Source organism: Rhodococcus sp. K11/5, from assembly GCF_055193735.1.
Window position 1 is genome coordinate 1 of sequence record NZ_CM143721.1, and the last position, 10,963, is coordinate 10,963.

Annotated in this window: 8 protein-coding genes; all 8 read left to right on the plus strand. The window is 65.7% G+C overall.

Annotated features, from left to right (window positions below):
- Positions 1-245: 245 nt before the first annotated feature.
- The 8 genes from dnaA to gyrB all read left to right on the plus strand — a co-directional run bounded on the left by dnaA (position 246) and on the right by gyrB (position 10,918).
- The gene (dnaA, locus tag ACY466_RS00005; RefSeq protein ID WP_463252390.1) at positions 246-1,874 is read left to right on the plus strand and encodes a chromosomal replication initiator protein DnaA; all 1,629 of its coding nucleotides are present in this window, start codon (positions 246-248) and stop codon (positions 1,872-1,874) included.
- A gap of 540 nt (positions 1,875-2,414) precedes the next feature.
- Positions 2,415-3,599 carry a DNA polymerase III subunit beta gene (gene dnaN, locus ACY466_RS00010; RefSeq protein WP_463248604.1) on the plus strand — a complete coding sequence of 395 codons (1,185 nt, stop codon included), beginning with the start codon at positions 2,415-2,417 and terminating at the stop codon, positions 3,597-3,599.
- Between the two features lie 40 nt (positions 3,600-3,639).
- Complete coding sequence (gnd, locus tag ACY466_RS00015; protein ID WP_463248607.1) at positions 3,640-4,545, plus strand: phosphogluconate dehydrogenase (NAD(+)-dependent, decarboxylating); 906 nt, start codon at positions 3,640-3,642, stop codon at positions 4,543-4,545.
- Positions 4,546-5,823, plus strand: a complete 1,278-nt coding sequence (gene recF / locus ACY466_RS00020; protein WP_463248610.1) for a DNA replication/repair protein RecF — start codon at positions 4,546-4,548, stop codon at positions 5,821-5,823. It begins immediately after the preceding gene.
- Positions 5,820-6,362, plus strand: a complete 543-nt coding sequence (locus tag ACY466_RS00025; RefSeq protein WP_463248614.1) for a DUF721 family protein — start codon at positions 5,820-5,822, stop codon at positions 6,360-6,362. The genes recF and ACY466_RS00025 overlap by 4 nt, the downstream gene beginning before the upstream one ends.
- Positions 6,363-6,545: 183 nt before the next feature.
- Complete coding sequence (locus ACY466_RS00030) at positions 6,546-7,472, plus strand: metal-dependent hydrolase (protein WP_463248617.1); 927 nt, start codon at positions 6,546-6,548, stop codon at positions 7,470-7,472.
- Between the two features lie 3 nt (positions 7,473-7,475).
- Positions 7,476-8,609: a PDR/VanB family oxidoreductase gene (locus ACY466_RS00035; RefSeq protein WP_463248620.1), complete on the plus strand. Its 1,134-nt coding sequence runs from the start codon at positions 7,476-7,478 to the stop codon at positions 8,607-8,609.
- A gap of 254 nt (positions 8,610-8,863) precedes the next feature.
- Entirely contained in the window at positions 8,864-10,918 is a 2,055-nt protein-coding gene (gene gyrB / locus ACY466_RS00040; protein ID WP_463248623.1) for a DNA topoisomerase (ATP-hydrolyzing) subunit B, read from the plus strand.
- The last annotated feature ends 45 nt before the right edge of the window (positions 10,919-10,963 follow it).

Here is a 10,963-nt window from a genome sequence, read left to right on the forward strand (position 1 = left end):
CGAGCATCAGCGCGTCGCACGCTCTCGTTTCCGAGCTACAGCGGTGTCGTTTGTCCACAGCTGTGGATAATTATGTGGAAACACTGGTCGGGTGGCATATTCGGGTACGGACGCGGCGCCCGAGAAGCCCGCAGCGAGTTCTCTTCGATCGCACGGTTCCTCCGTCGTGATCATCACTGGCGTGATCTTCACTGGGAGGCATCGTGGACGACGATCCGGACGCACTGGCAGCCGTATGGCCCAAGGTGGTCGCAGACCTCACCACCGACCCGGAGTCCGGACCGCGCCTGTCGAAATCCCAGAAAGCCTGGCTCGCCCTCGTCCGCCCCATCACGCTCGCCCAGGGCTTCGCTCTGCTCTCGGTTCCGTCGCCCTTCGTCCAGGAGGCCGTCGAGCGCGGACTGCGCGAACCGATCCTGGCCGCGCTCGGCCGTCACCTCGGACGCAACGTCGAGGGACTCGGCGTCCGTCTGGCTCCCACGGCAGACCAGGTGGATCCGGACCCCGCGGAACCGGACCGCCGACGCGACGCCGACCGACGCTCGGACGCGGGAAGCGCCCCGGTCTACCGCCGACGTCTGCTGACCGAATCCACCGACAACGAGCCGTCGGACTCGGAGAGCTCGGACTACGGCGATTCCGATTACGGGAACTCGAACTACGGACGTTCGGACCATGCACGTTCGGACCACGGACGTTCGGACCACGGGCCGTCCGATCACGGTCAGGACGGCGGCGACCACGAAGAGGTCGACGACGACCGCGATGCGCTGACCAGCGTCCAGAACTCCTGGCCGACGTCCTACACCGCCCCGCCGCGCTCGGCGTCGACGTCCTCCGGCAGCACCAGCCTCAACGCGAAGTACACGTTCGACACGTTCGTCATCGGCGCATCGAACCGTTTCGCGCACGCCGCCGCGGTCGCCATCGCCGAGGCCCCTGCCCGCGCGTACAACCCGTTGTTCGTCTGGGGAGCGTCGGGACTGGGCAAGACTCATCTCCTGCACGCCGCCGGCCACTACGCCCAGCGATTGTTTCCCGGCATGCGAGTCAAGTACGTCTCGACCGAGGAATTCACCAACGACTTCATCAACAGTCTCCGAGACGACCGCAAGGTCGCCTTCAAGCGTCGTTACCGCGAGACGGACGTTCTGCTCGTGGACGACATCCAGTTCATCGAGGGCAAGGAGGGAATCCAGGAGGAGTTCTTCCACACCTTCAACACCCTGCACAACGCCAACAAGCAGATCGTCGTGTCGTCGGATCGTCCTCCCAAGCAGCTCGCCACCCTCGAGGAGCGTCTGCGGACCCGGTTCGAATGGGGCCTGATCACCGACGTCCAGCCTCCCGAGCTCGAGACGCGCATCGCGATCCTCAGCAAGAAGGCGCAGATGGACCGGCTCGACGTGCCGCACGACGTGTTGGAGTTGATCGCCAGTCGCATCGAGCGCAACATCCGCGAACTCGAAGGCGCGTTGATTCGTGTCACGGCGTTCGCTTCGCTCAACGGCCACACGCTCGACACCAAACTGGCCGAGGTGGTGCTGCACGACCTCATGCCGGATTCGTCGAACCTGGAGATCAACGCCGCGACGATCATGGCGGTGACCGCGGAGTACTTCGACACCACGATCGACGAGCTGTGCGGGCCGGGGAAGGCCCGTGCACTGGCCCAGGCTCGACAGATCGCGATGTACCTGTGCCGCGAGCTGACGGACCTCTCGTTGCCGAAGATCGGCCAGACGTTCGGCCGCGACCACACCACCGTTATGTACGCCGACAAGAAGATCCGCAAGGAGATGGCCGAGCGACACCGCACCTACAACCAGGTGCAGGAACTGACCGCACGGATCAAACAGCGTTCGAAGCGCTGAGACCCACCGAGAGATCACCGCCGTGCCTACCGGGCCGGCGGTGATTTTTTTGTCCCCGGAGCAACCCTGAACCATTGATTCACACCTGTGGATAACTGTGTGAATAACGTGGACTGCCCGGGGATGAAACCTGGAGTTCGCCGAACGGTCGACGACGGTCCACAACCCGTCCACCGAACGGCCCGGTCGGTGCCCGGGTTCATCCTCGAGCCGCCACGCGGTGCGACCAGCGGAACATGTGCTTCGTCCACAGAATGCACAGGCCCTATGACTACTACTTGTATTTCTCTTGAAGAACCTCTCTTTCAAAACAGGGTGGGGACGGATCGGTTCACAGGCGATCGACGACACCGGACTCACCACCGTCGATCCACCGCCCGTCGACGGCGCCGACTTTCCACCGACCGCCGAGAAGGCATACGGTGTGCTTGCCCGCATCGGTGTCGCCGCACTTCGGTGTCGCCGCAGATCGGTGTCGACGTACACCGGGTGGCCGACGCCGGGAGCGCCGACGCGACGAACGAGAGGATCAACCGAGCGATGGAGCTTGGCAGTGTGAAGTTTCGAGTCGCTCGAGAAGATTTCTCCGATTCCGTCGCCTGGGTGGCGCGCTCGCTTCCGTCCCGTCCGGCAGTACCCGTTCTCGGCGGCGTGCTGCTCTCGGTCGATGATTCGGGCCTGACCGTGTCCGGTTTCGACTACGAGGTCTCGGCGCAGGTACGTGTACCCGTGGAGGTCGCCGGCGGTGGCCAGGTCCTGGTGTCCGGCAAGTTGCTCGCCGATATCACGCGGTCGCTGCCCAACAAGCCCGTCGACGTGTCGGTCGACGGCACCAAGGTGCTCATCACGTGCGGCAGCGCGAAGTTCTCCCTGCCGACGATGCCGGTCGAGGACTACCCCCAGTTGCCCGAACTGCCCTCGCAGACCGGCACCGTCCCGGTGGACCTGTTCGCGCAGGCCATCGGCCAGGTCGCCATCGCTGCCGGCAAGGACGACACCCTGCCGATGCTGACGGGCATTCGCATGGAGATCGACGGCACGTCCGTGGTCCTCGCCGCGACGGACCGATTCCGACTCGCGGTCCGGGAACTCGAGTGGACCCCCGCCGCGGACGGTACGGCCGCCGCGGTGTTGATTCCGGCGAAGACGCTCTCGGAATCCGCGAAAAGCATTGGCGGAGGCGCTGAATCGGCCGTGGAACTCGCTCTGGGTTCCGCGTCCCACATCGGTAACGACGGTCTGCTGGGCATCGTCAGCGACGGCCGCCGCACCACCACACGCCTGCTGGACGCCGAGTTCCCGAAGTTCCGGCAACTGCTCCCGGCCGAGCACACCGCGGTGGCCACGGTGCCGATCCCGCCGCTGCTCGAGGCGATCAAGCGCGTGGCGCTTCTCGCCGAGCGCGGTGCCCAGGTTCGCCTGGAATTCTCGTCCGACAACGTCACGCTCTCCGCCGGTGGTGACGACGCCGGCCGCGCCGAGGAGTCCATCGAAGCGCATTTCCAGGGCGAGCCCCTGGTGATCGCCTTCAACCCCGGCTACCTGATCGACGGACTGAATTCTCTGCACACGGACAAGGTCTCGTTCGGATTCACCACTCCGAGTCGTCCCGCGGTGCTGCGGCCGGCGGCCGACGAGCCCCTCGAACCGGACGAGTCCGGCAACTTCGCCGCCCCGGCGAGCGCGTACACGTATCTGCTCATGCCGGTACGACTTCCGGGCTGATCCGCCCCGCACACCACCTCGACCACCGAAGGGTGCTCACGTGAACATCGGACTTGTCGGTCTCGGCAAAATGGGTTTCAACATGCGCGAGCGGCTGCGTACACACGACATCGAGGTGATTGGGTTCGATCCGCGTCCCGAGGTGACGGACGTCCCCGACCTCGAGGCCCTCGTACGCGCGTTGCCGGCTCCCCGCATCGTGTGGGTGATGGTGCCGTCCGGTCCGGTCACTCGTGACACCGTCACCACCTTGGCGTCGGTGCTGTCCGAGGGCGACCTGGTCATCGACGGTGGCAATTCTCGATTCACCGACGACGCGATCCACGCGGACATGCTGTCCGCACAGGGAATCGGTTACGTCGATGCGGGCGTGTCCGGTGGCGTCTGGGGCCGTGAGAACGGGTACGGACTCATGGTCGGCGGAACGAAGGACGACGTCGAGCGGGCCATGCCGATCTTCGACGCTCTGCGGCCCGAGGGCGAGCGTGCCGACGGATTCGTCCACGCCGGACCGGTCGGTGCCGGCCACTACGCCAAGATGGTGCACAACGGCATCGAGTACGGACTGATGCACGCCTACGCCGAGGGCTACGAACTGCTGGCGGCCGAGGACCTCATCGAGGACGTCACCGGTGTCGTCCGAGCGTGGAGCAAGGGCACGGTCGTCCGCTCGTGGTTGCTCGATCTTCTGGTCAAGGCCCTGCAGGAGGATCCCGGGTTCACCGAGATCTCCGGGTTCACACAGGATTCCGGCGAGGGTCGGTGGACGGTGGAGGAAGCGATTCGCCACTCCGTGCCGGCTCCGGTCATCTCCGCGGCTCTGTTCGCGAGATTTGCTTCGCGGCAAGAGGATTCGCCGGCCATGAAGGCGGTTTCCGCGCTGCGCAACCAGTTCGGTGGACACGCTGTGCAGCGGGCCCCGAACACGGAATCCACCGGCGCCTGAGTGTTCGTCCGATCCCTCACTCTGGTCGATTTCCGTTCCTGGCAACACCTTTCGGTGGATCTGGAGCCGGGGGTGACCGTGTTCGTCGGTCCGAACGGGCACGGGAAGACGAACATCCTCGAGGCGTTGGGGTACGTGGCCACCCTGTCGTCGCATCGAGTCTCCGGCGACGGGCCGTTGGTGCGCAGTGGATCGGAACGCGCGTTGGTGCGCGCCGCGGTGGTCAACCGGGATCGCGAACTGTCCGTGGACGTCGAGATCAACGACGGCAAGGCCAACCGGGCACGGATCAACACGTCGCCGACGCGTCGACCTCGAGAGATTCTCGGAATTCTGAACACGGTGCTCTTCGCACCGGAGGATCTGGCGATGGTGCGGGGCGAGCCGACGGACCGCCGTCGATATCTCGACGAGTTGGTGGTCGCGCGTTCGCCGCGCATGGCGGCCGTGCGGGCGGATTACGACCGGGTGTTGCGTCAGCGCTCCGCCCTGTTGAAGACGGCGGGCGGGGCGCTGCGACGAGGGGCGCGCTCCGACGACGGTGCCACGGCGCTCGCCACACTGGACGTGTGGGACAGCCAGTTGGCCGCGTTCGGTGCCGAGATCCTCGAACACCGGTTCCGTGCCGTCCGTGATGTCGCGCCCCACGTGACGGCCGCGTACGCGACCATCGCTCCGCAGTCGCGACCCGCGACCGTCGCCTACCGCTCCAGCCTGGGGGACTCGCTGCCCGCCGAGTTCTCGGACATCACCCGTGCTCCCGAGCCGGACGACATCGATGTTCTCGAAGCGGCTTTCCTGCAACAACTCTCGGTCGTCCGCTCGCGGGAGATCGATCGAGGGGTGACGTTGGTCGGTCCGCATCGAGACGATCTCGAGTTGGTCCTCGGCACGGAGCCGGCCAAGGGGTACGCCAGTCACGGCGAATCGTGGTCGTTCGCCCTGTCGTTGCGATTGGGTGCGTTCGAACTGCTGCGTTCCGATGGGTCCGATCCGGTGTTGCTGCTCGACGACGTGTTCGCCGAACTCGACCGGGCGCGCCGAACCGCGCTCGCGGGCGTCGCGCTGACCGCAGAGCAAGTGCTGGTGACCGCGGCGGTGGCGGGCGACATCCCGGCCGAGCTGAACGCACGACGGCTCGAGGTGGTGGCGCACGACGTCGGCGGCGGTCGCGTCTCGACCGTGTCGGGCCCCGGGACGACACTGTCGGGGACACCGGATCCCGGGTCAGGCGACGAGGATTCTGTCGACGCGAGCGGAGAGGATCGGAATTCATGACGGACGACGACACACCGAAGACCGCTTCGGACGAGCCGTTGCGGGGAGTCGACATCGCGCGCCGCGCACTCGAGGAAGCACGCGCCGCCGCGAAGGCCAGTGGCAAGTCGGTCGGCCAGGGGCGCTCGTCGGTGGTGAAGCGGCAGCGTCGCACGCGGACGTGGTCGTCGTCGCGACCCGACGATCGGGATCCCCAGGCCCTCGGCTCGCTCGCGGCGTCGCTCACGCGGAGTCGGGGATGGTCCGTGAAGGTGGACGAGGGGACGGTGCTGGGTCGGTGGAGTCACGTGGTGGGCGAGGACATCGCGTCCCACGCGGAGCCGACCGCGCTGCGAGACGGTGTGTTGGTGGTGTCGGCGGAGTCCACCGCCTGGGCCACCCAGTTACGACTGATGCAGTCGCAGATCCTCAAGAAAATCGCGTTGGCCGTGGGTGACGGTGTGGTCACGTCGTTGCGTATCACCGGACCGTCGGCCCCGAGTTGGAGGAAAGGCGAACGGCACATCTCGGGGCGCGGACCTCGTGACACGTACGGATGATCCGAGACGTTCTCGAGGTGATTCCACAGGGACGGGGTGTCTTGCACGGGTGGGCTACGGCTGCGTAGGTTGGTCTGTCGGGGGGAATGGTCGCGGGGGCGATCGTTTCCGAATTTCTCGGATGACACGCGGCAAGTGCGTCGGTTGCCGTGCTGTCCGAACGACGGAAGGGCGGTCTCGATCATGTCGATCGACCAACGCAACTCAGGCTCGCTGCGCACCACCGAACTGCGCACCACCGAACTGCAGGCGACCGATCCCGGTCCGGTCTCGTTGCAGGCCCGCGAGGTGTCGTTCGACTGGGACTCCATGCGCCTGCACTACTTCGACGACGACGTGGTCGCCACGCATCTGATGAACGTCATGCACCTGTTCCTGCCGGAGGGCGAGGAATGGTTCGTGCGGGTGTTCAAGGAAGCTCTGCCGCTGATTCACGACGAGAAGTTGCGGGCCGACGTCATCGGTTTCATCGGGCAGGAAGCGATGCACGCTCAGGCACACACGGGAATTCACGGATTCCTGCAGCAGAACGGTATCGACCCGACGCCGTATCTCGAGCACATCGAGTTCATCTTCCGCGTCGCCATGGGGAAGCGGCCGACGGACACGAAGAATTCTCTGGTCGAGCGGTTGTCCCTCATCGCGGCCATCGAGCACCTCACCGCGTTCCTCGGGCACTGGGTGCTGACGGAATCACGATTGGACTCCGCGGACATCGATCCCCGGATGTTGGACCTGATCCGGTGGCACGGTGCGGAGGAAGTGGAGCACCGCGCCGTGGCGTACGACGTGCTCCAGTACTTCGACACGCGCCGCTTCCGCCGAATTCGGACGTACATCATGGTCACGCCGTCGATCGTGTCGATGTGGGGGCGTGGGCTGAAGTATCTGCTCGAGAACGATCCGACGCTGGCTCCCGAGGATCGGAAGATGTCGCTGCGACGGATCAAGCAGGTCACCGACCGCGGGCTGTTCCCGTCGGCGGGCAGCATTCTGAAGGCGTCGGCGCGGTACCTGAAGAAGGACTACCACCCGTCGAAGGAGAGCTCGACGGCGCTTGCCGTCGAGTACCTGGCGATGTCGCCGGCGGCTCGCGCCGCCGCGCACTGATCGGTGAGAAAGAGATACGCGAACAGCAAGGTCGGTCGCGTCTTCGGCACGGTCCGCGCGTACCGCGAGGGGCGGGTACTGCCGAAGGACCTGTACGGCGGCGGCAAGGACGACGAGGCCATGGCCCAGATCCTGGACGGCCTCGACAAGCTGTTCGCGATGCTCGACCTGTCCGAGTACCGCGGTGTCGCTGCTCCGACTCGGGCGACCACGCGGACGCTCGTCCTGTCCGAGCGGATGATCCTGTGTCACGACGAACAGGTCGTCGGTCTGACGTTCCGTGATCCCGAAGGCGACGTGTTGCCGTCGTGGCATCCCGGGAGTCACCTCGATCTGGTTCTCCCGTCCGGGCGGCGTCGGCAGTACTCGCTGTGCGGTGATCCCCTCGAGGACGACGCCTATTCCATCGCGGTGCGACTGGTGCCCGACGGCGGCGGAGGGTCGAAGGAGATGCACGGTCTCGAGGTCGGCACGGCCATCGAGGTCACCGGGCCGCGAAATGCGTTCCCGTTCGTCCCGCGTGGTCGCGCGCTGTTCGTCGCCGGCGGGATCGGGATGACGGCGATCGTGCCCATGGTGCGACGAGCGCGTGCCGCCGGAATGGACTGGCACCTCGTCTACTGCGGGCGGTCCCGTGAGTCGATGCCATTTCTCGACGAAGTATCCACGTGGGAACCGGAATTCGTCACGGTCCTCACGGACGACGAGAACGGTGTGCCGTCGGGCCCGACCCTTCTTCGCGACGCTCCGGACGGTGGATCCGTGTACTGCTGCGGCCCGCCACCGATGATCGCGGCGGTGCGTGCCGAGATGTCGAACACCGGGGCGACGCGACTGCACTACGAGCGTTTCTCCCCGCCCCCGGTGGTCGGCGGTGAACCGTTCACGCTGGAACTCGCGAGTACGGGAGAGGTTCTCGACGTTCCGGCCGACGACACGGCGCTCGAGGTGGTACGCCGAGTTCTGCCGAACGTGCCCTACTCGTGTCGTCAGGGGTTCTGCGGAACGTGCCGCGTCCGCGTTCTGGACGGCACACCCGAGCATCGGGACCGACGTCTCGACGACGCCGAACGCGAGGACCACATGCTGATCTGCGTGTCGCGGTCCGAAGGGGGCCGACTGCGTCTGGATCTCTGACGAGACGGATGTCGCGGCCCTCTCACCCGCCTCGCCGTCCACCCAGTGTCCGACGCCCGGAAGGGGGCAAAAATCCGTCTGCGGACGAATGAGGGGCCCTTTTCGGTGTCGTCGGTACAACCGAGTCGGTCGTTACCGGTAGGATGATCCGGTAACGACCGTCCTGGACCTCGGTTCGACGGTGCCCCCGGCCGATAGTTGCTGCGAAGCGATTGCGGTGCGTTGTCCGAAGTCGAGAAGGAGACCAGCTGACCGTGGCTGCCCAGAACCCAGGCAAGAGTGACAAGCCCAAGAACGACTACGGCGCATCCTCGATCACCGTTCTCGAGGGACTCGAAGCGGTCCGCAAGCGGCCCGGTATGTACATCGGCTCCACCGGCGAGCGCGGTCTGCACCACCTGATCTGGGAAGTCGTCGACAACTCCGTCGACGAGGCCATGGCCGGTCACGCCACCACCGTGGAGGTCACCCTGTTGGCCGACGGCGGCGTGCGAGTCACCGACGACGGCCGCGGCATTCCCGTGGGCATGCACGCGTCGGGTGTGCCGACCATCGAGGTCGTCATGACGCAGCTGCACGCCGGCGGCAAGTTCGACTCCGATTCCTACGCGGTGTCCGGTGGTCTGCACGGTGTCGGCATCTCGGTCGTCAACGCGCTCTCGACCACCCTGCAGGCCGAGATCGATCGCGACGGGCACCACTGGTCCCAGACGTACTCGCTGTCGGTCCCCGGACCGCTGACCAAGGGCGAGAAGACCGACCGCACGGGCACGTCCATCACGTTCTGGCCCGACGCGAATATCTTCGAGGCGACGGTCTTCAAGTTCGACACCGTGGCCCGACGGCTGCAGGAGATGGCGTTCCTGAACAAGGGCCTGACCATCGTCCTCACCGACGAGCGGGCGTCCGACGTGGAGGTCATCGCCGACGAGGCGGCCGAGACCGACGTGGCCGAGGCTCCGAAGTCGGCGTCCGAGGAAGCCGCGGAGGAGGCGGCTCCCCAGAAGGTCAAGACCAAGACCTATCACTACCCCGGTGGACTCGAGGACTACGTCCGCTACATCAACAAGACCACCTCGAAGCAGCCCATCCACCCGTCGGTGTTGGGCTTCAACGCCAAGGGACCGGGCCACGAGCTCGACGTCGCGATGCAGTGGAACGCCAGCTTCACCGAGTCCGTGCACACGTTCGCCAACACCATCAACACGCACGAGGGCGGTACCCACGAAGAGGGCTTCCGCACGGCGTTGACCACCGTCGTGAAGAAGTACGCCAAAGAGAAGAAGCTCATCAAGGAGAAGGACGGCGAACTCAGCGGAGACGACATCCGCGAGGGTCTCGCCGCCATCGTGAGCATCAAGGTCGGCGAGCCGCAGTTCGAGGGCCAGACCAAGACCAAGCTCGGCAACACCGAGGTCAAGTCCTTCGTGCAGAAGGCCGCCGGCGAGCACCTCACCCACTGGTTCGAGGCGAACCCCGCCGAGGCGAAGGCGATCATCAACAAGGCGGTCTCGTCGATGCAGGCGCGTACGGCAGCGCGTCGGGCCCGAGATCTGGTGCGACGCAAGAGCGCAACGGACATCGGCGGTCTGCCCGGCAAGCTCGCCGATTGCCGTTCCAACGATCCGAGCAAGTGCGAGATCTACATCGTGGAGGGTGACTCCGCCGGCGGTTCGGCCAAGTCCGGTCGAGACTCGATGTACCAGGCGATTCTGCCGTTGCGCGGCAAGATCATCAACGTCGAGAAGGCGCGTATCGACCGCGTCCTCAAGAACACCGAAGTCCAGTCGATCATCACCGCGTTCGGAACCGGTATCCACGACGAGTTCGACATCACCAAGGTGCGCTACCACAAGATCGTGCTGATGGCCGACGCCGACGTGGACGGTCAGCACATCTCGACGCTGCTGCTCACGTTGCTGTTCCGCTTCATGCGCCCGCTCATCGAGCACGGGTACGTCTACCTGGCCATGCCGCCGCTGTACAAGCTGAAGTGGCAGCGCGGTGCCGATCCCGAGTTCGCCTACTCCGACCGCGAGCGCGACGGCCTGATGAAGGCCGGTCTCGAAGCCGGGAAGAAGATCAACAAGGACGACGGCGTCCAGCGATACAAGGGCCTCGGCGAGATGAACGCCAAGGAACTGTGGGAGACGACGATGGACCCCACGGTTCGCGTCCTGCGACAGGTCACCCTCGACGACGCCGCGGCCGCGGACGAGTTGTTCTCCATCCTCATGGGTGAGGACGTCGAGGCCCGCCGGAGCTTCATCACCCGTAATGCCAAGGACGTTCGTTTCCTCGACGTATAGGCGCTTCGCGATCCGTGGTCCTCGTACGCGTGCCTAGGTCCGCAC

Bases quoted from the DNA above. Each gene is read 5' to 3' on its own strand.
- dnaN (WP_463248604.1), top strand. From the start codon at position 2,415: ATGGAGCTTGGCAGTGTGAAGTTTCGAGTCGCTCGAGAAGATTTCTCC.
- ACY466_RS00025 (WP_463248614.1), top strand. From the start codon at position 5,820: ATGACGGACGACGACACACCGAAGACCGCTTCGGACGAGCCGTTGCGG.
- ACY466_RS00030 (WP_463248617.1), top strand. From the start codon at position 6,546: ATGTCGATCGACCAACGCAACTCAGGCTCGCTGCGCACCACCGAACTG.